The sequence below is a fragment of the Demequina activiva genome (genome assembly GCF_016862815.1).
In the GTDB taxonomy this organism is placed as follows: domain Bacteria; phylum Actinomycetota; class Actinomycetes; order Actinomycetales; family Demequinaceae; genus Demequina; species Demequina activiva.
On the sequence record NZ_BONR01000001.1, the window covers coordinates 438,528 to 463,589 of the forward strand.

Sequence of the window (25,062 nt, forward strand, 5' to 3'; positions counted from 1 at the left end):
GGCCTAGTACCAGCCGCGGTTGACCGAGTGGCTCCAAGCGCCGCACGGGGTGCCGTAGCGGCCACTGATGTAGTTCAGGCCCCAGGTGATCTGGGTGGCGGGGTTCGTGCGCCAGTCCGCACCCACGGACGCCATCTTGGATCCGGGCAGCGACTGCGGGATTCCGTACGCACCCGACGAGCGGTTCTCCGCGTTGTGGCGCCAGTTGGACTCCTTGGTGAACAGCGCGTTGAGGCACTCCCACTCGGTCCCGGTCCAGCCGCGGTTCGCGGCCAGCTGCTGGCCCAGCGCGCGGTTGGCACCGGCGTTGCTGGTCTTGGGGATGACGGGCTCCTTGAGCGCGCCCACGGCGACGACCTCGTCCACCGGCTCGTCGACCACCACGCGGATTCCCGCGTCGCGCTCGACCTCGACGCCGTCCTTGAGGGTGACGGTGTAGCTGACGAGCGCGGTGCCGTCCTCGCCCTCGGTCACGACCTTGGACGTGCCCTCGTACTCGTCGAAGTCCTTCTCCTGGACCGAGTCGTGGGCGATCGACTCCTCCTCGGTGCGGGTGACGACCTCGAGGTCGGCCGCATCGGCGCTCACGGGAGCGACCTGCTGAGCGAGGTCGAGAGACGTGCTGGACTCCGTGCCGTCCTGCGCCCAGGCGTTCACGCCCACGGACGCAAACGACCCCACCGCGAACGCGGTGAGGGCGACAGAGCCCGCAAGCGTGCGCGTGGTGCGGGTGCGCGAAACGGAGCGCTGGCGCGACTCCCTGCGGCCGCCGGGGACGGCGGCCCTGCGTCGATAGCTCACTCGAAGAGGTCCTTTCCTTCAGGCGCCGTGGCGCCTGTAACCGATCTGTTATCTCACACTCGTGCCTGAGAATGCCAGTCGAGATCTCACAGATGCCCGCGTCCGAGCGCCCTGATTGCCGTGACTACCAGGGGCCATACAGCTCGTGGGAGGTGTTCCACACCTGGGTGCACATCTGCTCCAGGTCGTGCTCGAGGATGCGTGCGACCTCGCGGACGGTCAGCGCCGCCTGCGCGGGCGCGTTGGGCGCTCCTCGATGGGGGTGCGGGGTGAGGAACGGGGCGTCCGTCTCGATCAGGAGGCGCTCGGGCGGGGTGACCGCGACCGCGGCTCGCAGCGGGTCCGCGTTCTTGAACGTCACGGTGCCGGCGATGCTGAGGTACCAGCCCTCGTGCGCGCACACCCGAGCCATCGCGGCGTCGCCAGAGAAGCAGTGGAAGACCGTCCGCGCCGGGGCGCCGTCCGCGAGCAGCACCTCGATCACCTCCGCGTGGGCGTCGCGATCGTGGATCTGGAGCGGCAGGTCGAGCTCCTTCGCGAGCGCGATGTGGTCGCGGAAGGCGGCGAGCTGCGCGTCACGGCCCTCGGGCCCGGTGCGGAAGAAGTCCAGGCCCGTCTCTCCCACGACCCGGATGCGCTCGCCTCTCGCGAGCGCCGCGACCTCCGCGAACGCGTCGTCGTACTCACCGCGAGCGGCGAGCACCGCTGCGTCGTTGGGGTGCAGAGCGACGCCGCCCAGCATCTGCGGGAAGCGCGACACCGCATCGGCCGTCCATCGCGCGGACTCGAGATCGCAGCCGATCTGGACCACGCGTGCGACGCCCGCCCTTGCGGCCTCCTCGAGCCGGTCCTCCACGGACCGCGGCTCGTCTCCCGCCGGGTACTCGAGGTGACAGTGGTTGTCGACGATGGGAGCCGGCAGGGCCTCTGGGGGCGCCGGCCACTGGCCGCGCCGGGTCACTCGTCTCCGGAGCGCATCCGCTCGAGCTCGGCCTCGACGATGTCGTCGTCGAGCTTGACGAACACGGGCGCCGGCTGGGGAACAGGGGTGCCGGGGGTGACGATGCGCCGCTTCCACGTCCCGTGCTGCGAGGAGTAGTCGCCCTGGATGACCGGGTAGTGGCGGTCAGGCAGGTCCAGATCCTCAACCTCGTTCATCTGCGGCATGGGAGCGAAGGTGCCCTCTCCGCCCAGCGCCTCGTGGACCTTCTGCGCGCTGTGCGGAAGGAAGGGTGCCAACAGCGTGTTCGCGTCGTTGACGAGCTGGGCGGCGACGCCCAGCACGGTCTTCATGCGCTCGGGGTCGTCGTTCTTGAGCTTCCAGGGGGCCGTGTCCGCCAGGTACTTGTTGGCGTCGCCCACCACCCGCATCGCCTCGTTGGCCGCGGCGCGCTGGCGGTGGCCGCGGATCAGCTCGCCCACGTGGGCGAACGACGCCTCGGACGCCGCGAGCGCCGCGCGGTCCACCTCCTGCAGGTCCGTCAGCTCGGGGATCGAGCCCACGTTCTTGTGCAGCAGGGACGCCGTGCGGTTGACGAGATTGCCCCAGCCCGCGACCAGCTCGTCGTTGGTGCGGCGCTTGAACTCTGACCACGTGAAGTCCGCGTCCGAGCTCTCCGGGCCGGCCACGGCGATGAAGTACCGCAGCGCGTCCGGCTGATAGCGGGCGAGCATGTCGCGGACGTAGATCACGTGTCCTCGCGAGGACGAGAACTTCGCGGACTCCATGGTGAGGAACTCGCTCGAGACCACCTCGGTGGGCAGCTGCAGGTCGCCGAACTCGGACAGCGTCCCACCCTTGGCTCCGCGACCGTTGGCCGCGAGCAGCTCGCCGGGCCAGATCTGGCTGTGGAACGTGATGTTGTCCTTGCCCATGAAGTAGTAGGACAGGGCCTGGGGGTCGTTCCACCACTGGCGCCACGCGTCGGGCTCGCCCTCGCGCCGCGCCCACTCGATCGACGCGGACAGGTAGCCGATCACGGCGTCGAACCACACGTACAGGCGCTTGTTGGGGTTGTCCGACCAGCCGTCGAGCGGCACCGGGATGCCCCAGTCGATGTCGCGGGTCATCGCGCGCGGGCGCACGTCTCCGAGGAGGTTGAGCGAGAAGTTCAGGACGTTGGGGCGCCAGCCGTGGCGCGCACCCAGCCACTGCGACAGCGGCTCCACCAGCGCGGGCAGGTCCAGGAAGAAGTGCTCGGTCTCGATGAACTGGGGAGTCTCGCCGTTGATGCGGCTCACCGGGTTCTTGAGGTCCACCGCGTCGAGCTGGTTGCCGCAGCTGTCGCACTGGTCTCCGCGCGCCCCGTCGGAGCCGCAGATGGGACAGGTGCCCTCGATGTAGCGGTCCGGCAGAGTGCGGCCCGTGGACGGCGAGATGGCGCCGCGGGTGGTCTGCTCGATCATGTAGCCGTTCGAGTGGACGGCCTTGAACATCGCCTGGGCGACCTTGTAGTGGTTGCCCGTGGTGGTGCGAGTGAACAGGTCGTAGGACAGTCCCAGCGACACCAGGTCCTCGACGATCACCCGGTTGTAGCGGTCAGCGAGCTCCTGCGCGCTCACTCCCTCGCCCTCGGCCTGCACCAGGATGGGCGTGCCGTGCTCATCCGTGCCCGAGACCATGAGCACGTCCTCGCCCGCCATGCGCATGTACCGGCTGAACACGTCCGAGGGCACGCCGAAACCGGCCACGTGGCCGATGTGGCGCGGCCCGTTGGCATACGGCCAGGCGACTGCGGAGAGGATGTGTGACATGGCGCCCATCCTAGTGACAGCCCAGGGGGGCCGATGCGGGGGCGGAGCGGCCGCTACTGGTACGTGGGGGCAGGCTCGAGCCCGAACAGCTCCTCGAGCGTCGCGATGCCCTCGTCGTGCATGTGCGTCGCGAGATCGACGCCCACGTAGCGCACGTGCCACGGCTCGTAGCGATAGCCCGTGACGTCCGCGAGACCGTCCGGGTAGCGCGTGATGAAGCCGTACTCGTGCCCGTGCTCGGAGATCCACACGCCGGCGGGCTCCTCGCCGAAGCACGGCTTGAGGCGGCACGCGGAGCTCTGGTACACGTCTGCGGCGAGCCCGGTCTGGTGCTCGGAGTGGCCCGCCCGTGCGGAGAACGTGTCCGCGCGTTCGCGGCCCCACTGCGCGACGTAGTCCGCGTAGAGGCCGGCCTGGAAGCCGTGGCTGCGATACGCCGTGCCGATGGAGAAGCCCGCGCCCGCATCGGCGGCCGCGTCACGCATCGTGATCAGGGCGGCCGCCGCCTCCGGGGTCATCTCCGAGCCGCCGGGGATCCTCTCGAGCTCGGGAGGCGCCCAGGTCGCCGGGTCGAGCGGACGGTGCTTGTTGACCACGACCCACGCCGACGAGGGGTCGTCGATCGAGCGCGCGTCGAGGTCGAAGGAGGGCGAGACCTCGACCTCTGCGGTCGTGATCGACGGCTCCACCGACGGCGCGGTGATGGGATCGTTCGCCGGCTCCGCGGTGACGGTCACGACGGGAACGGCCGATGCGGTGGTCGCCGGCGCCTGGGTGTCGCCGAGCGCGGCGGCAGCCAGCCCGCTCAGCACTCCGAGGGCCGCCACCGCGACGATCGCCGTGAGCGCGGAGCGGCGAGCGCGGCGGTGCTCAGCCATCGGCGGGTTCGTCGCTCTGATGGGCCTGGTCGCGGGCCTGGTCGCGGGCCTGGAGCACGGCGGCGTAGAGGTCGCGGCGAGGAACGCCACCGGCCTGCGCGAGGTCGGCGACGGCGTCCTTGGCGCGCTCGCCAGACGCGATGCGGGCGAGCGCCTCCGCGACCAGCGACTCCACGGACGGCGCCTCGGCAGCACGGCCGCCCACGACGATCACGATCTCGCCGCGAGGCGTTGTCTCGCGCGCCCAGGTGGCCAGGTCCGCGAGGGGCGCTCGGTGGACCTCCTCGTAGGTCTTGGTGAGCTCGCGGCACACCGCCGCCTGGCGCTGAGCGCCCAGCTCGCGCGCCATGTCGTCGAGCGTGGCCTCGAGGCGGTGGGGCGCCTCGAAGAACACCAGCGTGCGCGGCTCCGCAGCGAGGGCGGCCAGCGCGCGCGAGCGCTCGCCCGCCTTGCGCGGCACGAAGCCCTCGAAGCAGAAGCGATCCGTGGGCAGCCCGGACAGCGCCAGCGCGGTCAGCACGGCGCTCGGGCCGGGCAGCACGGTGACGTCCACGCCGCCGGCCACGGCGGCCTCCACCACCCGGAAGCCCGGATCGGACACCGTGGGCATGCCGGCATCGGACACCACGAGCACCTGCGCCCCGGCGCGAGCCCTCTCGACCAGACCGGGCGCCCGATCTCCCTCGTTGTGGTCGTGCACCGCGATGATCTCTGCGGACAGCTCGACGCCGAGCCGGCGCGCGAGGTCGCGAAGACGGCGCGTGTCCTCTGCGGCGATCACGTCCGCGGACGCGAGGGTGTCGCGCAGCCGCGCCGACGCGTCGTCAGCGTTGCCGATGGGCGTGGCCGCCACGACGATCCGTCCAGTCATGGCCCCAGGTTCCCACAGCGCGAGGGACACTCTGGCGACGTCCCGACACCAGGCGCGGCGCACAGCAGACAGTCGGAACGTGCGCGCAGTGGCAGATTCTGGCGTGATTCTTGCGGCGAAACTCCCAAACGTTGCGTGATCATGCTGGCACTCTGGTTCCTGGAGGAGGATCCATGACCGCACCCTTGCCTGAGCGCGCCGCCACGCCCCTGTCCGTTCTGATGTGCCGACCCACCTACTTCACCGTCTCCTACGCGATCAACGCGTGGATGGATCCGTCGACGCCCACCGACACCGCCCGCGCGATTCGTCAGTGGGAGCAGCTGGTGGCGACCTACCGGTCGCTCGGCTTCGACGTGAGCCTCATTGAACCGCTGCCCGGGCTGCCGGACATGGTGTTCGCGGCCAATGGCGGACTCGTCGTGGATGGTCTCGCCTACACCGCGAGCTTCGCCCACCCGCAGCGCCAGCCCGAGGGCCCCGCGTACGCGGAATGGTTCGCTGGCGCAGGCCTCGACGTCGCCCATGCGAGCGCGGTCAACGAGGGCGAGGGAGACTTCCTGGTGGTCGGGGACGCGATCCTGTCCGGCACCGGATTCCGGTCCACCGAGGACTCGCACGCCGAGCTCGCCAGCCTGGTGGATCGCGAGGTGGTGCCGCTCACGCTCGTGCGCGACGACTACTACCACCTCGACACGGCGCTGGCGGTGCTGGACGCCACCCCCGGGCAGGAGGAGATCGCGTACCTGCCCAGCGCCTTCGACCAGGACAGCCTCGAGGTGCTGCGCGGCCGCTATCCGCACGCGATCGAGGCGAGCGAGGAGGACGCGGCGGTGTTCGCTCTCAACGCGGTCTCTGACGGACTCCACGTGGTGACTGCGGCGGATGCGACCCTGTTCCATGCGCAGCTCGCCGCTCGCGGCTTCGTGCCGGTGGGCGTGGACCTCAGCGAGCTACTGCTGGCCGGCGGCGGGGTCAAGTGCTGCACGCTCGAGGTGCGGCGACCGCGCGAGGCCGCCGAACGCGCCGCCTGACTCCCACGCTCGCGTGGCGACGCCGTCACGTGCACCGGCGTCAGGGAAGGATCTCCTCGCTCCTCGCGTCCGCAGTGCGGCGTGCAGGAACGAAGGGGTGACGTGATTAGGCTTCACCTGTGATGGTCGAGTACCTCTGGCGCTGGCGCGTGGCGCTGATGGCCACCGGCGTGGGCCTGCTCGCGGCCCTGATGCGCTTGGGAGCGCTTGGCTACCCGAACGCCCTGGTGTTCGACGAGGTGTTCTACGCGCGCGGCGCGTACTCGCTGCTGACGATGGGCTTCGAAGGCGACTGGGGCGGCGACAACCAGGACTTCGCGCAGGGCGACTACTCGCAGCTGTCCACCAAGGGCGACTACGTGGTGCACCCGCTGACCGGGAAGCTGCTGATCGGGGTAGGCATCCAGCTGTTCGGGCCCACGCCCTTCGGCTGGCGCTTCATGGGCGCGATGCTGGGAATCGCGACCGTGCTGATGGTCGCGTTCATCGCTCGTCACCTACTGCACTCCACGCTCTGGGGAGCCGTCGCGGGGGTGCTCCTCGCCGTCGAGGGCGAGCACATCGTGCTGTCGCGCTCCGCCTTGCTGGATGGGTATCTGACCTTCTTCGTGGTGGCCGCCTTCGGCCTGCTGGTGGTCGATCGCGCCCGCACGCGCAGGCGGCTGTTCGCAGCCGCGGATGCGGCCCGCGAGCGCGCAGGGATGGCGGCCGATGCGGTACTGCCCGGGTGGGGTCCGCGCACCGGCGTGCGCTGGTGGCGCCTCGCGGCGATCGTGACGTTCGGGCTCGCGGCCTCGGTCAAGTGGTCAGGTCTGTGGTTCGCGGCCGCGCTGCTGGTGCTGTCCGTGGTCTGGGACCTGGCGGATCGCCGGGCCGCGCGCATCGAGCACTGGGCACTGGGGGCGTTCGCGCGGGCCGTCCCCGCTTTCGTGGCGACGGTGATCCTGGTGCCGATCACCTATCTCGCCACGTGGATCCCGTGGTTCCGCTCGGAGAGCTCGTACGGACGTCGCTGGGCCGAGGAGAACCCGGGTGAGGGCCTCGCATGGCTGCCGGAGGGCCTGCGGTCGCTCGTCCACTACCACCAGCAGATGTACGACTTCCATCGCACCCTGGACTCTGCCCACAACTACGAGTCCAATCCGTGGACCTGGATGCTCCAGTACCGGCCCACCGCCTTCTGGTTCGAGGACGTGCCGGACGCGGACTGCGGAGCAGAGCGATGCGTGAGCGCGATCCACGCGATCGGGCATCCCTTCATCTGGTGGGCGGGCTGCATCGCGCTGGTGTACGCGATCTGGAGGATGGTCCGGCATCGCGACCTGCTCTCGGCGACCGTGTCCGTGGGGCTGCTCGCCGGCTGGCTGCCGTGGCTGCCGTACGCGCAACGCACCATCTTCACCTTCTACACCGTCGCGATGGCGCCCTTCCTGGTGCTTCTGGTCGTGTGGGCGCTCATGCGCATCGCGCAGCCCGCGCGGCTCGAGGGCGGGTGGTCACGCACGGGCGTGATCATCGTGACCGTGTACCTGTCCGCCGTGCTCGTCGTCGCGGGCTTCTTCACACCCCTGTGGTGGGGGACGCCCATCCCGTTCGAGTACTGGCAGGTGCACATGTGGCTGCCCAGCTGGGTCTGATCGCGAGGTCCCTCCCCCGCCACCTCAGCCGAGCGCGACGGCAGCGTCGAGGTCGTCCCGCGGCAGCACATCGGCCGTCGCGAGCACCTCGATCTCCAGGAGATCCACGGGTGCGTTCAGCGTCGACACGAACGCCGTGTCCGCCGCGTCGCGACCCGTGGCGATGCGCGTCAGGGACTGGCGCGGCGCGAGGCCGGTGGCGTCGACCACCAGCCACTGGCCGTCGATGAGCGCCTCCGCCACCGCGTGGAAGTCCATGGGCGACAGCCCGGGCGCGTACACCGACACCAGCCGCGCGGGGACGTCGAGGGCACGGAGCAGCGCGACCACCAGGTGGGCGAAGTCGCGGCACACCCCACGCCCGCGCAGGAGCGTCGCGACCGCACCGTCCGTGGGCTGCGTCGAGCCCAGGTCGTACGCGAGCCTGGTCGACACCCACTCTCGCACCGCGGCGAGCAGTGCCGTTCCCTCGAGGCCCGCGAACTCGGCGGACGCGAAGGGCTGGAGAGTGTCGGACTCGCAGTAGCGACTGGGCCTGGTGAAGTCGAGCTCATCCGTGGGCAGCACCTGCACAGGATCGGCGCGCCCAGTCACCGTCGCCGAGTAGTCGATCTCCAGCCGCCCCGTCGGCACGTCCGCGAGCTGCCAGCGCGTCCCGTGCGCGTCGACGATCTCCTCGAGGTCGAGCGACACCCCGTCCAGCTCGACCTGCAGCGCGTCGGCGACCGCCGTCCAGGGCGAGACCTGGATGGCGAGATGCAGGCGCACATCGCCATGCACGTCGAAGGCAAGGTGCGAGCGCAGTGAACGTTCCATGTGCCCATGGTCGCATCTTCCCGGCCCGGCTCGTGCTGCGGGCGACCGCACCGCGTGGCTGAGCCCCGCACGGGCCGTCGGCTGGCACCATGGCGCTATGGCAGATTCCAAGCGCGCTGGTGCCACCGACGTCCCCAGCGGCGTCGCCGAGGCTGCTCTGGCCCGGCGCGAAGTGAGAGCGGATGCGCCCGCCGCACCGGCGTGGGTGCACCGCTTCGTCTGGCAGTCGCTGTGGAAGCTGGTGGTGGTGGGAGCGGTCGCCGCCGTGGGGGTCGTGGTCATCCTCTCGCTGCGCCACCTGCTGGGCATCCTCGTGGTCTCCCTGTTCTTCGCGCTCGCGATCATCCCGGCCATCGAAGCGCTGACGAGCCGCTTCCACATCCGGCGCGGCGCCGCTGTGGGGATCATCTTCCTCGCGGCGCTGGTGGCGATGATCCTGCTGGTCGTGTTCCTCATCCCGGGCATCGTCCAGTTCGCGGAGACGGTGGGGACACGTGTCGGCGACTGGATCAGTCAGCTCAACGCGGCCGTCGATGCCGAGCTCGTGGCGCCAGGAGCGGCCGAGGAGGCCGTCTCGCCGATCCTCAACGCCGCATCCCAGTGGGGCGACAACGTGCTCGGAGCGCTGTCCTCCGGCCTGGGACTGGTGTTCGACGTCTTCACGGTGCTGACGTTCACGTTCTACTTCGCCGCCGACTTCCCTCGTCTCATGCGCGCGATCATGCGTCGCATGCCCCCCGAGCGCCAGGCCGTCGCGAGCTGGGTGGCGCGCACCTCGATCGAGCAGACCGGAGGCTACTTCTACTCTCGCGTGCTGCTGATGCTGATCTGCGGCACGGGCGCCTTCTTCACGATGCTGATCGCAGGCCTGCCGCTGGTGTACGCGCTGCCGATGGCGCTGTTCATGGGATTCGTCTCCGAGTTCATCCCGTTCATCGGCACCTACCTCGGGGCGATCATCCCGTCGCTCGTGATGCTGGCGGTCGAGGGCTGGGTGCCCACCCTGATACTCCTGGGCTATGTGCTGATCTACCAGCAGATCGAGAACTACGTGCTCAATCCGCGGCTGTCCTCCAAGACCATGGAGCTCAACGGCGCCGTCGCGTTCGGCGGCGCCATGGCGGGAGGGGCCATCGCGGGCCCCATGGGTGCGTTCATGGCGCTGCCCGTGGCCGCGCTCATCACCGCGATCGGCAAGAACACGGGGCGCACCTACGAGGTGCTCGAGGACACCGATGGGGACGGGCTGCCCGACGGCTCCGGGCCCACGGACGGTGCGCCCGCCGCGACTCGAGCACCCGCACCTCAGGACTGACGCGAGGATCCTGTCGCGCGCCCACCGCGTCCGCTGGCGGCATCTGCACAGGTCCGGAGACGACGAAGCGCCGGCCCGCCTCCCCACGAGGGAGAGCGAACCGGCGCATCGGCGCTCGCGGGCTGCTAGAGCGCGGCGAGGATGTCGACCACGAACACCAGAGTCGAGTCGCCGGGGATGGCGTCTCCCGAGCCGGCCTCGCCGTAGCCCAGCTCCGGCGGGATCACCAGCAGCACGCGGCTGCCGACGGTCTGGCCCGCCAGGCCCTGGATCCAGCCGTCGATGAGACCGCCGGTCACGAACGGGAAGGACGCGGGGGCTCCGCGGTCCCACGAGGAGTCGAACTGCTCGCCGTCCCACACCCAGCCGGTGTAGTGGACCACGGCGGTGTCGCCCTCCTCGAGGGTGTCGCCGTCGCCCGTGATGAGCGGCTGGACCACGAGCTCGGACGGCTTCTCGGCCCCGTCGAACGCCACCTGGGGCTTGCCGTCCTCGTCGATGGTGATGACAGGCAGACCAGCGGCGGGCTCGACTTCCTCGCCCTCGGCGGCGGACAGCGGCGCGGACACCTCGGTCACCCGGATGGCCATGTACACGGTGGCCTCGGCGGGGTCCTGCGCCGTGGCGTCGAGGCTCGCGAAGACGATCTCGCCGCCCTCGGAGGTCGCGGTGAACGCGCTCAGCAGCGCGGGGTCGAGCGTGGTCTCGTCGAGGATCAGCGTCTCCGCCGCGTCCTCGGTGTAGGTCGAGTACAGCACCGTGCCGTCGGCGCCGGAGGTGATGGTGTAGTCGAGGGTCACGGCCTTGCCCACCTCGATGGCCTCGCCGTCGCCGGCATCCACCACCAGGGTGGCCGTGGCACTCACAGAGGAGGGCTCCGGGGACTGGACCTTGGCGGAGTCATCGTCGCCCACGCACCACTCGAGGCCGGCCAGCACCGCTACGTCCTCGTCGGAGCCGAAGCCCTCGCCTCCTTCTGCGATCGCGGCGCAGTCGTAGGAGACGGCGCTGACGCCCCCGGTCGGGCTCGTGGTCGGCGACGTGGTGGGATCGCCCTCCGCGGTGCCGCTGGCGCAGCCGGCCAGCGCGAGAGTGGCGGCCGCGGCGGACGCGACGATGGGCAGTGTCTTCTTCACGGGATGGGGCTCCTCGGGTCGTCTGGGGGCGCGCCGGCGGAGGGATGCACGGCCGGCGGCACCTCGTGAACCGATGGGCCGCGCGAAAGGTTCCCGCGGGCATCGGTTCGATGCAGTCCTGTGACCCTACCGCGCGGGCGCCTGACGCTACTGCGCGGAGTGGGGGCCGAACAGTCGGGACAGCACGATCGCGGACCTCGTCGAGTCCACCTGGGGCGCCAGCCGCACCTTCTCCAGCGCCACCTCGAGAGCTGGGGGGCTCTGCGCACGAATCCTGACGATCGCATCGGCGCTGCCCGTCACCGTGAACGCCTCGTCGACGTCCGCGATCTGGCTGAGGATGCGCGTGAGCTCGGCAGGCGCGACGGTGCCCCGGCAGAAGAGCTCGACATAGGCCTCCGTGGAGCGCCCCTCGATCTCGGGGTCGATCAAGGTGGTGAACCCCTGGATCACGCCGTCCGCGACCATGCGATCCACGCGGCGCTTGACGGCGGAGGGCGACAGGCCCACATCGTCGCCGATCTGCGCGAAGCTCGCGCGACCGTCCGCGCGGAGGATTCCCAGGATCCGTCGGTCCAGGTCATCGACGCTCATCACGCTCTCCCTCAGCCATTTCCCGCAGGATTCGTGCTCTGGTGCACGACACTACGCAAGGAACGCCTGCATCTGTCAAGAAACCCGCACGAACTGCCTGCGAGACTGGACAGTGTTCCCGCAGAGGCGGAGGCAGGCCGAGTTCGACCGGAGGAGGGCGAGATGGTGCAGTTCGTAGGCGTTCCGCAGATGCGGCGATGGGTGTCGACCCTGGGAGCGGAGGCGATCATCGCGTCCCTGATGGACACCGTGCAGGAGGACCTGACGCACTGGCGCCGGTTCGACAAGATCCCGCGCATCGCCTCGCACTCCCCTGTGGGCGTCATCGAGCTCATGCCCACCTCCGACGGCGCCCAGTACGCGTTCAAGTACGTCAACGGTCACCCGTCGAATCCGGCTCGCGGGCTGCAGACCGTCACCGCCTTCGGGGTGCTCTCCGACGTCGCGACCGGCTATCCCCTGCTCGTTTCCGAGATGACCATCCTCACCGCCCTGCGCACCGCCGCGACGTCCGGAGTCGCCGCGCGTGCGCTCGCCCGCCCAGGCTCGCGACGCCTCGCGCTCATCGGCGCCGGCAGCCAGGCGGAGTTCCAGGCGCTCGGCATGAAGGCCGCGCTCGGCATCGACCAGGTCGCCGTGTGGGACACGGACCCGGCCGCGCTCGAGAAGTTCGAGCGCAACATGCACGGCCTGGGCCTCGACGTGCGAGTCGCGTCCAGCGCGGCGGACGCGGTGGCCGGTGCGGATGTGGTGACCACCTGCACGGCGGACAAGACCAACGCCACCGTGCTGACCGCGGACATGGTCGAGCCCGGCATGCACATCAACGCGATCGGTGGCGACTGCCCCGGCAAGACCGAGCTCGACGCGGCGATCCTGCACGACGCGCTCATCGCGGTGGAGTTCGAGCCCCAGACCCGCATCGAGGGCGAGATCCAGCAGCTCGAGGCCTCGCACCCCGTGACCGCGCTGTGGGATGTGCTGAACGGCGACGCGACGGGACGGACGTCCGATGCTCAGGTCACCGTGTTCGACTCGGTGGGCTTCGCGATGGAGGACTTCTCCGCGCTGCGCTTCGTGCGCGCCGCCGTGGCGGGCACCGAGTTCGTCGAGGACATCGACATCATCGCGGACCCGTCCGACCCGAAGGACCTGTTCTCGATGGCCGCCGCTCCCGTGTCGCTGGCGCTGTAGCGACCCGTTCACGACGCACTGTCGGCTCCAGGCCCGACAGTGCGAACCATCCTCGCGGCGACACGCCAGCCGGCAGGCCGCTCGAGGCCGCATGGGCCGGCAGGTCGCGTGCATGGTGGTTCGCACTGTCGGGAGCGGTGGCGTCCCGGGGTGATCAGCTGAGGGGACCCCGGGCGCTCGCCGCGCGACCGGCACGGCCCGTGCGCGCCGCACCTGTGGCGATGGCCCAGAAGAGCACGTCGACTGCCGCGGACCACACCCTGCTGACGATCACCACCAGGGCTGCGGTAGGAGCGGGCAGGATGATGAGCAGGAGCGCCATCTGGGTGGCGTCGCGCGTGCCGAGACCGCTCGGGACCAGCGGCGTGAGGATCCCCACGACCCCGGCGAAGCCGAACGCCCCCACCAGGAACAGCACATCGGACGCGCTCGCATCGGGGACCACGGAGCGCACCAGCAGCGCGTAGCCGAGGCCCGACACGACAGCGCCGCCGCCGTAGAGCGCAAGCGCGTCGCGCACCACGGGCCAGCGCACCTCGACCGGCTCACCGCGCCTCACCACCCGGAACGCCCACGCAAGCAGGCGGTTAAAGACCGCAGGCACCATCGCGACGAACCCGGCGACGGCCCCGGCCGCCACCAGCAGCCGCAGCACCGGCGAGATCTCGCCGATGCGCGGGTCGATCGCGAGCAGCGTGAGGGAGACCGCGCTGACCGCGACCACCTGCGCCGCAGCCTCGACCAGCGTCGACACCGCAAGCCGCGACTTCGAGATCCCGTGCTCCGCGGCGAGGTAGATCTTGCCTGCGATCCAGGGGACCGTGCCAGGGATGTAGCGTGCGAGCCACGCCTTGGCGTAGATGTCGGACATCACGCGGAACCGCGGCAGATCCGTGGCGCCCAGTCGCGCGAGCACCACGCGCCACACGACCACGCCCACGTACCGGAACGCCAGCGCGACCGCGGTCGCGGCGATCAGCCACCACCAGCCGACCTCGATGTCGTCGAGGGCGCTCCAGTCGACGGTCGCGAGGAACCATCCGAATGCGGCCACGATCGCGGCGTAGAAGACCCAGCGCAGCGCAGTCGCCCGCACGCTCCGCGACCGCTCCAGCGGGCGCGCAACGCCTTGAGGTTCGGGGCTGCCGGTCACCGGGCCAGCCTAGACTGCGGGCTATGCGCCCCGTCGACTTCTTCATCGTCGGTCAGCCCAAGTCGGGGACCACGGCGCTTTCCTCGTTCCTCGACGAGCATCCCGGGATCCGCATGGCCGTCCCGAAGGAACCCGGCTACCTCGCGCCCGACCTGCGCGCAGAGTCGATCACCGTCCACGGCGACGCCTCGCGCCTGACCGTGCGAGACGAGCGCGAGTACGAGGCCTGCTTCGCGGGAGCGACCTCATCGGAGCTGCTCGGCGATGCGTCCACCTGGTATCTCTACTCGACCGAGGCCGCGCAGACCGTGCGTCGGCACAACCCGCAGGCGCGGATCGTGGCCATGCTGCGCGACCCCGTGGAGATGATCGCATCGCTGCATCGGCAATACCTCAACGAGACCACCGAGGACATCCGCGACCTCGCCAGCGCCATCGCCGCCGAGCCGGCGCGCGCCCAAGGCACCACGGTCCCGGCGAGGGCGGCGGTCCCCTCGCTGCTGCAGTACCGAGCCCGCGGGCACTACGGCAAGCAGCTGCAGCGATGGGTCGACGCCTTTGGCCGGGATGCGCTCCTGGTGGTCCTGACGTCCGAGTTGCGGGACAGTCCGGAGCACACCTACCGCGCGGTGGTGCAGCACATCGGCGCTGATTCGACGCACCGTCCTGCGTTCCGGGCGGTCCACGAGGCGACCCAGCCGCGCTCACGATTGCTCAATCGCGTCGCTCGCTCGCGAGCCATCACTGCGCCGACGAAGGCATTGCTCGGTCAACGCCGCTACACCGCGCTGCAGAAGCGAGTGGTCGAGCCGGCGCTCATGGAGCCCGCGCGACGCGCACCGATCGACCGGGAGCTGGCGCGGGCCTTGCGTGACCACCTGCGTCCGCACGTGGAGGAAGCGTCCGCGATCGTGGGCCGCGACCTTGTGAAGGAGTGGTGGACCGAATGATCCACATGGTGATCGGGACACGGGCCCAGATGCTGAAGATGGCGCCCATCATGCGCGAGTGCGAGGACCGCGGCCTGGCCTGGCGCTGGATCTTCGCCGCTCAGCACCAGGAGACCATGCGGTCCACCGTCGAGTTCTTCGAGCTGCCCGACGCCGATGCGGTGATGGTGCCGTGGGACAAGGAGGCGAAGTCACTGGGCGCGATGGCGGTCTGGACCGCGCGCATGACGGGCTCGCTCGCCCGGAGCCGCAGCCTCCTCGCGCACCAGACGGGTCGCGAGCACATCGTGCTCACGCACGGCGACACGACCACGACGGTATTCGGCGCGCTGCTCGGGAGACTCACTCGCACTCCTGTCATGCACGTGGAGTCCGGCCTTCGCAGCTTCTCGATCCTCAATCCGTTCCCCGAGGAGCTGAATCGCTTGGCCACGTTCCGGTTGAGCCAGTACTACGCGTGCCCTGGCCCGTGGGCGCTGGGCAACGTGCAGAAGTACCGTGGCACCAAGATCGACACCGGCAGGAACACGCAGCTCGACACGCTGATGTACGGACTCGAGCGCATCGACCGCGCCACTGTCCAGCTCCCGCGGGAGCCCTACGCGGTGCTCAGCACTCATCGTTTCGAGAACGTCTACCATCGCGCACGCTTCACCCACATCATCGAACTCGCGGAACGCGCCGCCGCGACCTTCCCGGTGGTGATGCCGCTGCACCCCGTCACGCGGGGCCAGCTGGACTCTCATGGCCTGCGGCGCCGGCTCGACGACAACCCGCGCATCCATCTGATGCCCCGCCTTGAGTATCCGGAGTTCCTACGCACGATCGTCGGCGCCGAGTTCGTGATGACGGACGGCGGGGGCAATCAGGAGGAGCTGTCATACCTCGGGGTGCCCACGCTGATCCTGCGCGAGGCCTCGGAGCGCCAGGACGGCATCGGCGAGAACGCGGTGCTCGGAGCGTTCGATCGAGTGATCGAGGATGCATTCCTGGCAGATCCCTCTCACCATCGACGCGAGCGGACGCAGCCAGCGGAGCGACCCACCTCGATCATCGTCGATGCGATCGAGCACTTCGGCGGACGCTGAAGGAGCTAGGCAAGCCCCCACGCCCATCGGGCGATCGCCACGAGCCCCACCGAGGCGAGGCCGATCACCACGACGAAGGCGGCGCCCAAGCCGAGGTCCACCCAGCGATCGCGCCACGACGGCACGTACTCCGGCAGGGCTTCCGGCTCAGGCAGCGGCCGGGCCAGCCACCGGGCGGCGTGCTCCTGGCTGCAGAAGTTCGCGTCGACGAACGCCAGGTCCTCGTCCCCGTCCATCGTTCGCATCGCGCGCGTGACCTCGAGGGCGACCCACTCGGAGCCGGACGCGTCCGCACCGCAGAGCTCGCATGCACGCTCCTCGGGTTCCGCTTCACGTGTCATGACGGTGACGCTAGCCCGCCCGAGCCCGGGAGCAGGTGAGGCGCGCATCGGCCCTCTCACGGGAAGGACGAAGGGCCGCTCCTGACGGAACGGCCCTCGATGGTGGAGCTGAGGGGAATCGAACCCCTGACCTTCTCATTGCGAACGAGACGCGCTACCAACTGCGCCACAGCCCCAAAGTGCTCGGACAGATTATCATCTGTCAGCGCTGCCACCACAATCCGTGCCCTCGACCTGGCTAGGCTGTTCATCAGCAGCTATCCACGCGACCAAGGAGCAGGCATGTCGTCCGCGCAGCGCAACGAGTTCACCATCGACGGCCTGGCGATCGACGCCGACAAGCTGGGCCGTCAGGCCATCAGCATGGCCCGCACCATGATCGGCGTGCTGGGCGCGATCGCCGTCGTGATCGGCATCGCGCTCCTGGTGTGGCCGGGTGCGACGCTGGTCGTCCTGGGCGCCCTGACCGGCGCGTTCTTCGTCCTCACCGGAGTGGTCCGCATCGCGGTGGGCGTGTTCTCCCGCGAGGGGGGCAGCGGCTTCCGCGTGCTCAACATCATCCTGGGCCTGTTCCTGCTGTTCGGCGGCGTGGTGGTGCTCAAGAATCTTGAGGCCGCCACCGAGGTCCTCACCATCTTCATCGTCATCCTGATCGGCGTGGGCTGGATCATCGAGGGCATCGCCACCCTGGCGCAGACCGGCCGCGCCTCCGGATCCGCCTGGGGCTACGTGCGTGGCGCCGTGGCGATCATCGCCGGCATCGTCGTGATCGTGGTCCCGGTGTGGAGCGCACTCGCGCTCGTGATCCTCACGGGCATCTCCCTGGTGATCATCGGCGTCGCCGGCCTCATCCAGGCCTTCGCGCTGGGCAAGGACCTGCCCCAGGGCCCCACCACCATCGACGCCTGACGTGCCGCGCAGACTCCTCGACTCCCAGTCCTCGCGCCTGTGGGTGCTCGACGTCGACAGCGGTGACCGCCGGCTCGTGCTCGAGTCGAACAGCCTGCTGTTCGAGGCGCCCAACTGGACGCCGGACGGGCGCGACCTCGTGATCAACGGCGACGGCCGGCTGTTCCGCATCGCCGTAGACGGCTCCGAGCACGCCCTGACGGAGATCGACATGGCCGGGGTGGCCGACATCAACAACGATCACCTGGTGAGCCCCGACGGCGCGACCATCTACGTCTCCTCCGACGACGGCCACCTCTACGCGATCCCGTATCGCGGCGGCGAGAACCGGCGGGTCTCGAACGATCGCGGTCCCCACTTCCGCCACTACCTCCATGGCATCTCTCCCGACGGCGCCACGCTCGCGTACATCGGCCTGGAGATGACGGCCGATGCGCCGCGCACCAACGTCTTCACGGTGCCCTCCGCTGGCGGTGAGGACGCCTCCCTCACCGACGACGCGTGGCCCGACGACGGCTGCGAGTACTCGCCGGACGGGCAGTGGATCTACTTCAACTCGGAGCGGGCGGGCACAGGGGCGGGCCATGCGCAGCTGTTCCGCATGCGCCTCGACGGGACCGGCATCGAGCAGCTCACGCACGACGAGCGCGTCAACTGGTTCCCGCACGTGAGCCCCGATGGCGCGCGCATGGCGTACGTGAGCTTCCCTCCCGGCACGTTGGGCCACCCGGAGAACCTCGAGGTGATCCTTCGCCTCGCGGAGCCGGACGGCGCGGGCGTGCGCGACCTCGTCCACCTCTTCGGCGGCCAGGGCACCATCAACGTGCCCAGCTGGGCGCCGGACGGCCGGCGCCTCGCGTACGTCGACTATCCCGTGGGGTGACGCCCCTCCCCCGTCGCGGCCTCCCGCGCGGCACGCGCATCGGCGTCATGGACGGGAGCGTCAACAGATCGTCACACCTTCGTAATGCGCTCGGAATGCGCACCGCCTAGCGTCGTCCCATAGCGTCGGGCGCGGTGCAGGGTCCTGGACCGCCTGACGAGGACGGAGGCGTACGCCGGTGATCGAGCACGTGGATCCCTTCATCGGGACGGCCGAGACTGATCTGCCGTCTCCGTCAGGACTGGCCGCGACCTGGTGGTGGCCCAAGCCCCAGGTGGGGAACACCCACCCCGGCGCGACCTACCCCCTGGGCATGGTGTCCGCGTGCGCGTACTCGGGCGGCTACCCCACGGGTTACGGGCCCTACGACCTGTCGACCGAGGGCGTGCCGCCGCGGCTGCACGACGGCAGCCACGCCTCGGGCTTCACGCACTTCCAGCAGTCCGGCACCGGCGCGATCCGCAAGTACTACAACTACTTCCGCGTGAGCCCCATGCTCGAGCCCCTGGACGTCCTGGGCCGCTCGTGGGAGCTGACGAACGAGCAGGCCAGCCCGGGCTACTACTCCGCCACGCTCGACAACGGCGTGCGCGCGGAGATCACGGTGGGGCCCAAGAGCGCGGTGCACCGCTACACGTTCCCCGAGCACCGCGACGCGCGAGTGGTGGTGGACTTCTCTGCGGGCGGTCTCGCGATCCCCTACGGCGCGACCGTGCCGCTGCGCGGCCACCTCGAGTCCGTCGCGCCGGGCGTCACCCAGGGCGAGATCGTGGTCGAGGGCGCGCCGCTCGCGGTCCACCTGGAGTGCGATGTCGACGGCTGGCGCCAGATGCTCTGGTACGACCGCCGCCTCATGCCAGGCGGCACGCGTCTGGACCTCGATCACATCCGCCCCACCACCCTGCGACCCTTCGGGCTCATGTGGGCCGGACCGTCCATGGCCGGCCAGACCGTCGAGCTGCGCATCGGCTTCTCGCTGCGCGGAGTGGACCAGGCTCGCAAGAACCTGCGCCGCGACTGCGACGAGCGCTCGCCCGCATTCGAGTCCCGCCGTGCCCGCACCGCGCAGGAGTGGCGCGACGTGCTCGACGCGATCAAGGTGGAGACCCCGTCGCAGCAGCGCCGCGAGGTGTTTGCCACGGCGCTGTACCACTCGCTCATCAAGCCCTCCTTCGCCGCGGACGAGAGCCCCTTCTGGCCGTCCAAGGGTCCGTGGGTGTTCGACATCTCGACCATGTGGGACATCTACCGCACCCAGCTGCCGCTGCTCACGGCGCTCATGCCGGAGCGTGCGGTGGAGCTCGCCAACGCGCTGCTGACCATCTGCGAGGAGGAGGGCAACCTGCCCATCGGCTATCGCATGGCGCGCGGCTCGGACAGGTTCGGCCGCCAGGGCAGCGCGCTCGCGCACACGCTGCTGAGCGACATCTGCCAGCTGGGGCTTCCCGGCATCGACTGGGACTGGGCGCTGGTGCACCTCGCGACGGACCTGCGACGCACCTACGGCGAGGACTTCCTGCAGCACGGTCACGCGCACCCCATCAGCCACACGCTCGACATCGCGTTCGGGTACTGGTGCACGCGGCATGTCGCACAGGTGGTGGAGGACGATGCGCTGGCGCAGGAGTTCGAGGACCTCGCCACGCGCTGGGTCAACGCCTTCGATCGAGACACCGGCCTGCTCAAGGACTCGACGTACTACGAGGGGACGCGGCACAACTACTCGTTCCGTCTGCAGCACGACATGGCGGGCCGCATCGAGCTGGCCGGCGGCGACGAGGCCTTCGTGCGGATGCTGGACGAGTTCTTCGGCTATGGGGCCGATGCTGTGGTCCAGCCGGGCCTGAGGCCATCCGCCGAGGAGATGGCCGCCGGCTATGCGCTGGGTCGCTTCGAGGGCCTCAACAACGAGCCGGACATGGAGGCGCCGTGGGCGTACTACTACGCCGGGCGTCCCGATCGGACCGCTGAGGTGGTGCACGCCGTCGTCAACCAGCAGTTCAGCACGGGGCGCGGCGGGCTTCCCGGCAACGACGACTCGGGCGGCCTGTCCAGCTGGTACGTCTGGGCGTCGCTGGGCCTGTTCCCCGTGGCCGGGCAGAACATCTTTCTGATCCACCCACCCGCGTTCCGCTACGCGTCGATGCCGATGGCGCGGGGCACGCTCACCATCGACACGTCCGGCTTCGTCGAGCCCACCCCGGGCGGGCCGGTGCAGTACGTGCAGGCCGTCACCTTCAACGGCGCTCCTGTGGCCCGCTCGTGGATCGCCGGCGGCGATCTCCACGAGGGCGGTCGGCTCCACATCGCGCTGGGCCCCGAGCCCTCGGACTGGGGTCGTGAGCATCGTCCCCCCTCGTTCCGCCCTGCCGGCGAGAGCACCCCTCCCGCAGACAGCACGCAGGACCAGCCGTCGCCCACCTCGGCCGGCCCCACGCCGCCGCCGCTCACCCCACCCATCGAGAGTCCCGCACCCGAGGAGGCACCATGAACGCACGTCCCGACCGGCGCCTGGTCATCGTCGTCCGCGCCGATCCCGTCATCTGCGGCCACTCCGGTGAGGCCCGCAACCTCGCGGAGGCGGCACTCACCCGCGGCTTCGACGAGGTGCGCATCGTCACGTGGCCCCTGGATCGCCTCGAGGAGACCGGCCTGCCGCTCAAGCCGCTCGACACCGTCATGCCATACAGCCCTGGCATCGTCGTCGAGCGTCCCGAGCCGGTGGGCGGCTACAAGATCCCGGACGGCCGCTACCTGGCGGGGCTGACGGGCCGGCTGGTCGAGCTGTTCACGGACGGCATCCCCACCGTCTGCATGTCGCTGTATCTGTCGCCGCACACCATCGCCGTGGCCGATGCGGTGCGCACGGCGCGTGCGACGGGCCTGCCCGTGAACGTGGTCACCATCGCGGAGGCAGTGGGCTCGGACGTCACGGACGTGGTGCGGGCGTGCGTCGAGCAGGGCAGGTTCGGCGCGGCCGCGCACGTGCTGTCGAGCTATCTGAGCCAGGACGTCTGCGTGGCGGTGTCGGAGTACACCAAGGAGGTGATCGTGGCAGCCGCGGAGGAGATCGACGCGCGCCACGGCACCCGCTTCGCGCCTCAGTGCCGCGAGCGCGTCGCGATCTCGTACCCGGCGATCGACACGTCCGCGTACCTGGGGCTCGACGCCGACGAGACGGCGCGGGTGCTCGCGCGGCGCGGCCTGGATCGCGACGGCTACGTCCTGTACCTCTCGCGACTGGGCGCCGCCAAGGGAGTGGACGATCTCATCGACGGATTCGCCGCCTCGATGGCGGGCCACTCGCTGCAGCTGGTCATCGCGGGACGCGGACCGGAGGCGGAGGAGCTGCGCGAGTATGCCGCGAACTCCACCGCGAGCGACCGCATCGTGTTCCTCGACGACGTGGGCGACGAGGAGAAGCCGCACCTGATGTCCGCGTGCGCCGTCTACGCGTTGCCGAGCAAGCCCCGGCCCGAGTTCACGGAGACGTTCGGCATCGCGCTCGTGGAGGAGATGCTCGCCGGCGGCGGTCCGGTCATCACCACCTCGACCGGAGGGATCCCGGAGGCGGTGGGAGACACCGCGCTCGTGGTGCCGGTCGACGCTCCCGAGGCCATCGCCGGCGCGATCGACACGGCGGTGCTGGGGATGGACGACGCCGCACGGGCGGCGCACCGCTCACGCGCACGGGACTACGCGTTGCAGTTCGACCGCGGTCCCGTGTTCGAGCGGCTGTTCGCCCGCGTCGCGGACCAGCAGGCAGCTCGGTCGTTCGCACGCCTGCCGGACTGACGCTCCGGCGACGCGTCGATCAGCGCCGAGGCGTCAGGCGCTCGCGCGGCGGCGGCGCGCCAGGATCGCGTCGAGCGCGGCCGTCGTAGGAGCGGCCTCCTGGAGCTCGTGCGATGCCGTCGGGTGCTCGGGGGCGTCGTCCGCGCGCAGGTCGCCCCAGCGGGCGGCACGTGCCTTCGCGGCGTCGTAGTCATCAGCGGAGATGGGGCGCGCCTCGCGCTGACGCACGGTCGACTTCAGCGTGTAGGCGGGGGCAGGGAGGTCCTGCGGCTTCCACGGCGCGCTCTCCTGCTCGACGGCGGGCAGGTCCGGCGACGGCACCACGGCGGGCGCGGCCAGCGGTGCGAGGTCCTCTGCCGTGACGATGCGGATGGCCTGGGTCGCGACGTCGCTCGGCTCCGCCTCGTGACCGGCAGCGCGCTCACGAGAGACGATGCGCAGGGCCTGGGTGGCGGTGGCGGCTGCCTCGACCTCGCGCGAGACGGCGAGCAGCTCCGCATCGGCAGCGCGCTGGGCGGAGGCGGCACGCGTGCTGGACGTCACCACTCCCACGAGCACCGCGGTCGCGATGGCGCCCAGGATCGCTGCGGCGCTGGCGAAGATCACCAGGGACCACGCGACGGTGGTCAGGATGACCGCGCCCAACGCGACCACGCCGCGGCGTCGAGCCTGCGCGGCGCGCTCGGCCTGGAGGCGTGCGCGGTCGCGACGCAGCGCGATCCGCTCGCGCTGGGCGTGGACGGCCGCACGGTCCAGCGGCGTCGCGGGACGCGACATGGATTCCGCACGGTCGCTCGCCCGCGATGCCCGCTGGGCGCCGGTCGCGAGCAGCGGAACCTCGCCCGAGTCCGTCGAGGGGCGGCTCGCGGCGCGCTCGACGCGCGTCGCCGAGGACTTCACGACGCGCATGTCCGACGAGTAGCGATCGTCCACCCGGACCAGCGCGTACTCGCCGCGCTCCTTCACCCGCTGCGGCAGGACGTACGCGACCACGAGTCCGAGCGCGATGATCGCGAGGAGGCCTGCTGGAACCATGCCACGACGGTACGGCCGTCGGGACCCTCAGGCGCGCATGGGGCGCGGCGTGTCAGGAGACCTCCGACCAATATCGGCCCGTTCTGGCCTCGCCTTGAGTCAAAGCGAACACTCGATGGTCCCGCCACGCCCCATCGATGTACAGATACGAGGCCCGCATCCCCTCCTCGCGGAAGCCCAGCTTGTGCACGACCTTCAGGCTCGCCGTGTTCTCAGGCCGCACCGCGATCTCGAGCCGGTGGATCCCGCGCGAGAACGCGAACTCGCTCGCGAGCGCGACGGCGCGGGGCATCAGCCCTCGTCCCGCGTGGCTCTGCGCTATCCAGTAGCCGATGGAGGCGCCGCACTCCGCGCCCCAGCGCACCCCTGACACCGTCACGCGGCCCACGAGGGCGCCGTCGTGGAGCAGCACGAAGGGGTAGCCCGACTCGTCCTTCCACTGCCGCCGCTCTCGGCGCACCAGCTGTGGGAACGTCACCGAGCGCTCGACGCGCCCCGGCGGTGACGCCGCCTCCCAGGGCGCGAGCCAGGCGCGGTGGCGGCGACGGACCGCCATCCACTCGGTCTCGTCGCTGCGCTCGAGGCAGCGCAGCACCACGGGTCCGGACTCGAGCTGGACGGGCTTCACCGCCTCACCCGCCCCACACCGTGCACTGGACCTCGTCCCCGACGTCGACCACCCGGGGCTCGGGCCCGCTCCACACCACCGCATCGGCCCTCGCGAGATCCGCGAGCGAGAGGTTCTCTGCACCCAGCGGCGTGACGGCGAGGCGCCCGGAGTCGTCGCGATCCACCACGACCGGCATGCCCGTCACGACTCCCGGGGGAGCGATCCACCGGCGTCGCGAGCGGGCCCGGAAGGGAGCACGCTCGACGTTCGGGTGGCCGCACAGGACGCGTACCGCACGGCGCACGTAGGCCTCGAAGCCCATGGCCGCTGCCGCAGGCGACCCAGGCAGCGCCACCACCGGCACGTCGCGCTCGCCCGCAGGGATCACGCCCAGCCCGTGACGGCGGCCCGGTCGCAGCTGCAGGTCGACCACGTCGAACGACCCCATGCGGCTCAGCACCTCTGCGACCGTGTCCTGAGCGGCATCCGAGAGCCCACCCGTGGTGATGACCATGTCCGCCCGCACCAGCTGGTCCTCGAGCGCGGCACGCAGCTGCAGCGCGTCGTCCGGCACCGCTCCCACGCGATAGGGCTTGGCGCCGGCCTCCTGGACCAGCGCCGCGATCATGTGGGTGGTGGCCTCGGGGACGCCACCGCCGGGGCGACTCGCGCCCGGTTCGATCAGCTCGTCGCCCACCGCGATCACCACCACCCGGGGCACGGGTCGCACCCGCACGCGCACGCGACCCAGCGCGGCTGCCGCAGCGATCTGACGCGGCCCCAGTCGAGTGCCCTCCGAGACCAGCACGGCGCCGCTCGTCGCGTCGAAGCCCGCGGGCCGCACGCCGTCTCCCGCGCGCACCGGCCTCAAGATCGCGACCTTCGCCACGCCACCGTCCGTGTCCGTCAGCGGAACCACCGCATCGGCCCCCATGGGCACCGGCGCACCCGAGGGGATGCGCGCGGCGGCGCGGCGCACGTGCCGGCGCGGCGCGCGGGCGTCGAAGCTGACATCGTGCGACACCGCCAGCGTGACCGGCTGCTCGGGGCCCGCCTCCGCGGTGTCCTCGGCGAGCAGCGCGTAGCCGTCGCGCTCCGCCACGGGCGCCGGGGGCAGATCCGCGCCCGCGACGAGGTGCTCAGCCAGCGTGGCACCCACGGCGTCAGCCAGCAGCACGTCGAGGACGAGGCCGGGACGCAGCGCCTGTGCCACGGCATCGCGGTGATCGGCAAGGCTGCGTGCGCTCATGCCCCCCATTGTCCCGTGC

23 protein-coding genes and 1 tRNA gene are annotated in these 25,062 nt (G+C 70.6%); 10 read left to right on the forward strand and 14 right to left on the reverse strand.

Annotated features, from left to right (window positions below):
• Positions 1–3: 3 nt before the first annotated feature.
• The 5 genes from Dac01nite_RS02065 to rsmI all read right to left on the reverse strand — a co-directional run bounded on the left by Dac01nite_RS02065 (position 4) and on the right by rsmI (position 5,304).
• Entirely contained in the window at positions 4–801 is a 798-nt protein-coding gene (locus Dac01nite_RS02065; protein WP_203653105.1) for a G5 domain-containing protein, read from the reverse strand.
• A gap of 124 nt (positions 802–925) precedes the next feature.
• Complete coding sequence (locus Dac01nite_RS02070) at positions 926–1,762, reverse strand: TatD family hydrolase (protein ID WP_203653106.1); 837 nt, start codon at positions 1,760–1,762, stop codon at positions 926–928.
• Positions 1,759–3,555: a methionine--tRNA ligase gene (gene metG / locus Dac01nite_RS02075; RefSeq protein ID WP_203653107.1), complete on the reverse strand. Its 1,797-nt coding sequence runs from the start codon at positions 3,553–3,555 to the stop codon at positions 1,759–1,761. The genes Dac01nite_RS02070 and metG overlap by 4 nt, the downstream gene beginning before the upstream one ends.
• A 53-nt stretch (positions 3,556–3,608) precedes the next feature.
• Positions 3,609–4,433, reverse strand: coding sequence for a M15 family metallopeptidase (locus tag Dac01nite_RS02080; protein WP_203653108.1), 825 nt, complete (start codon positions 4,431–4,433; stop codon positions 3,609–3,611).
• Positions 4,426–5,304, reverse strand: a complete 879-nt coding sequence (gene rsmI / locus Dac01nite_RS02085) for a 16S rRNA (cytidine(1402)-2'-O)-methyltransferase (RefSeq protein WP_203653109.1) — start codon at positions 5,302–5,304, stop codon at positions 4,426–4,428. The genes Dac01nite_RS02080 and rsmI overlap by 8 nt, the downstream gene beginning before the upstream one ends.
• 173 nt (positions 5,305–5,477) lie before the next feature.
• Here rsmI and ddaH point away from each other — a divergent pair, with 173 nt between their 5' ends.
• Positions 5,478–6,338, forward strand: a complete 861-nt coding sequence (ddaH, locus tag Dac01nite_RS02090) for a dimethylargininase (RefSeq protein WP_203653110.1) — start codon at positions 5,478–5,480, stop codon at positions 6,336–6,338.
• Positions 6,339–6,460: 122 nt separating this feature from the next.
• On the forward strand, positions 6,461–7,975 hold the full coding sequence (locus Dac01nite_RS02095; RefSeq protein WP_203653111.1) for a dolichyl-phosphate-mannose--protein mannosyltransferase: 1,515 nt from the start codon (positions 6,461–6,463) through the stop codon (positions 7,973–7,975).
• A 24-nt stretch (positions 7,976–7,999) separates the two neighbouring features.
• Here Dac01nite_RS02095 and Dac01nite_RS02100 read toward each other — a convergent pair whose 3' ends face one another.
• A complete protein-coding gene (locus Dac01nite_RS02100; protein ID WP_203653112.1) occupies positions 8,000–8,791 on the reverse strand; it encodes a transglutaminase-like domain-containing protein in 792 nt (263 codons plus the stop codon).
• 97 nt (positions 8,792–8,888) lie between these two features.
• Here Dac01nite_RS02100 and Dac01nite_RS02105 point away from each other — a divergent pair, with 97 nt between their 5' ends.
• Entirely contained in the window at positions 8,889–10,106 is a 1,218-nt protein-coding gene (locus tag Dac01nite_RS02105; protein ID WP_203653113.1) for an AI-2E family transporter, read from the forward strand.
• Positions 10,107–10,231: 125 nt separating this feature from the next.
• On the opposite strand, the gene Dac01nite_RS02110 is transcribed toward Dac01nite_RS02105, so the two are convergent.
• Together Dac01nite_RS02110 and Dac01nite_RS02115 are read right to left on the reverse strand one after the other, a co-directional pair.
• Positions 10,232–11,242 (reverse strand): FKBP-type peptidyl-prolyl cis-trans isomerase, encoded by a 1,011-nt coding sequence (locus tag Dac01nite_RS02110; RefSeq protein WP_203653114.1) that lies wholly within the window; start codon positions 11,240–11,242, stop codon positions 10,232–10,234.
• Between the two features lie 147 nt (positions 11,243–11,389).
• Positions 11,390–11,836, reverse strand: coding sequence for an Lrp/AsnC family transcriptional regulator (locus Dac01nite_RS02115; protein WP_203653115.1), 447 nt, complete (start codon positions 11,834–11,836; stop codon positions 11,390–11,392).
• 162 nt (positions 11,837–11,998) lie between these two features.
• Here Dac01nite_RS02115 and ocd point away from each other — a divergent pair, with 162 nt between their 5' ends.
• Positions 11,999–13,030: an ornithine cyclodeaminase gene (gene ocd, locus Dac01nite_RS02120; RefSeq protein WP_203653116.1), complete on the forward strand. Its 1,032-nt coding sequence runs from the start codon at positions 11,999–12,001 to the stop codon at positions 13,028–13,030.
• A gap of 154 nt (positions 13,031–13,184) precedes the next feature.
• Here ocd and Dac01nite_RS02125 read toward each other — a convergent pair whose 3' ends face one another.
• On the reverse strand, positions 13,185–14,183 hold the full coding sequence (locus Dac01nite_RS02125; RefSeq protein WP_203653117.1) for a lysylphosphatidylglycerol synthase domain-containing protein: 999 nt from the start codon (positions 14,181–14,183) through the stop codon (positions 13,185–13,187).
• 23 nt (positions 14,184–14,206) lie between these two features.
• On the opposite strand from Dac01nite_RS02125, the gene Dac01nite_RS02130 reads away from it, so the two are divergent.
• Both Dac01nite_RS02130 and Dac01nite_RS02135 read left to right on the forward strand, forming a co-directional pair.
• A complete protein-coding gene (locus tag Dac01nite_RS02130) occupies positions 14,207–15,133 on the forward strand; it encodes a sulfotransferase (protein WP_203653118.1) in 927 nt (308 codons plus the stop codon).
• Positions 15,130–16,221 (forward strand): UDP-N-acetylglucosamine 2-epimerase, encoded by a 1,092-nt coding sequence (locus tag Dac01nite_RS02135; protein ID WP_239066511.1) that lies wholly within the window; start codon positions 15,130–15,132, stop codon positions 16,219–16,221. Before Dac01nite_RS02130 ends, Dac01nite_RS02135 begins: the two co-directional genes overlap by 4 nt.
• Positions 16,222–16,226: 5 nt before the next feature.
• Here Dac01nite_RS02135 and Dac01nite_RS02140 read toward each other — a convergent pair whose 3' ends face one another.
• Positions 16,227–16,562 carry a hypothetical protein gene (locus Dac01nite_RS02140; protein ID WP_203653120.1) on the reverse strand — a complete coding sequence of 112 codons (336 nt, stop codon included), beginning with the start codon at positions 16,560–16,562 and terminating at the stop codon, positions 16,227–16,229.
• A gap of 100 nt (positions 16,563–16,662) precedes the next feature.
• Positions 16,663–16,738 (reverse strand) — tRNA-Ala (locus Dac01nite_RS02145).
• 106 nt (positions 16,739–16,844) lie between these two features.
• Between Dac01nite_RS02145 and Dac01nite_RS02150 the strand changes: the two genes are divergently transcribed.
• From Dac01nite_RS02150 to Dac01nite_RS02165, 4 genes are all read left to right on the forward strand, one after another.
• Positions 16,845–17,471 carry an HdeD family acid-resistance protein gene (locus Dac01nite_RS02150; protein WP_203653121.1) on the forward strand — a complete coding sequence of 209 codons (627 nt, stop codon included), beginning with the start codon at positions 16,845–16,847 and terminating at the stop codon, positions 17,469–17,471.
• A 1-nt stretch (position 17,472) separates the two neighbouring features.
• On the forward strand, positions 17,473–18,354 hold the full coding sequence (locus Dac01nite_RS02155; protein WP_203653122.1) for a TolB family protein: 882 nt from the start codon (positions 17,473–17,475) through the stop codon (positions 18,352–18,354).
• A 178-nt stretch (positions 18,355–18,532) separates the two neighbouring features.
• Positions 18,533–20,845, forward strand: a complete 2,313-nt coding sequence (locus tag Dac01nite_RS02160) for a glycoside hydrolase domain-containing protein (protein WP_203653123.1) — start codon at positions 18,533–18,535, stop codon at positions 20,843–20,845.
• Positions 20,842–22,149, forward strand: a complete 1,308-nt coding sequence (locus Dac01nite_RS02165; protein WP_203653124.1) for a glycosyltransferase — start codon at positions 20,842–20,844, stop codon at positions 22,147–22,149. Before Dac01nite_RS02160 ends, Dac01nite_RS02165 begins: the two co-directional genes overlap by 4 nt.
• Before the next feature lie 33 nt (positions 22,150–22,182).
• On the opposite strand, the gene Dac01nite_RS02170 is transcribed toward Dac01nite_RS02165, so the two are convergent.
• From Dac01nite_RS02170 to Dac01nite_RS02180, 3 genes are read right to left on the reverse strand one after another with little or no spacing between them, the layout of a single operon-like run.
• Complete coding sequence (locus Dac01nite_RS02170; RefSeq protein ID WP_203653125.1) at positions 22,183–23,184, reverse strand: hypothetical protein; 1,002 nt, start codon at positions 23,182–23,184, stop codon at positions 22,183–22,185.
• A gap of 52 nt (positions 23,185–23,236) precedes the next feature.
• The gene (locus Dac01nite_RS02175) at positions 23,237–23,812 is read right to left on the reverse strand and encodes a GNAT family N-acetyltransferase (protein WP_239066462.1); all 576 of its coding nucleotides are present in this window, start codon (positions 23,810–23,812) and stop codon (positions 23,237–23,239) included.
• A gap of 4 nt (positions 23,813–23,816) precedes the next feature.
• Entirely contained in the window at positions 23,817–25,043 is a 1,227-nt protein-coding gene (locus Dac01nite_RS02180) for a molybdopterin molybdotransferase MoeA (RefSeq protein ID WP_203653127.1), read from the reverse strand.
• Positions 25,044–25,062 lie beyond the last annotated feature (19 nt).